The organism is Dietzia sp. DQ11-38-2 (assembly GCF_014145055.1).
In the GTDB taxonomy this organism is placed as follows: Bacteria; Actinomycetota; Actinomycetes; order Mycobacteriales; family Mycobacteriaceae; genus Dietzia.
Genome location: NZ_JAALDW010000530.1, coordinates 14,943 through 15,222, shown reverse-complemented (window position 1 = coordinate 15,222; position 280 = coordinate 14,943). Strand labels below are relative to the sequence as shown.

Below are 280 nucleotides of genomic sequence, written 5' to 3'. Positions count from 1 at the left end.
CCATCGACACCCCGACCACCGGCGCTGTGTCCACGGCCCGCCCGGCGTCCGTCGCGCTGATCGCCCGCGGTCGCCGCACCCGCAGGCGTCGGCGGCTGCTCGTCCTGACCGCGCTCGCCCTGGTCGCCGCGGCACTGTTCGCCGCCAGCCTCATGGTGGGCAGGACGTTCTATCCCCCGGCCGACGTGCTGGGCGTGATCCTGGGCCACGACGTGGCCGGCGCCTCGTTCACCGTCGGGCGACTGCGCCTGCCACGCGCGGTGCTCGCGATACTCACCGG

Annotated in this window: 1 pseudogene; it reads left to right on the top strand. The window is 75.4% G+C overall.

Features of this window, described 5'->3' with window-relative positions:
- Positions 1-26: 26 nt before the first annotated feature.
- A pseudogene (locus G6026_RS17715) lies at positions 27-280 on the top strand (iron ABC transporter permease); the annotation flags it as partial.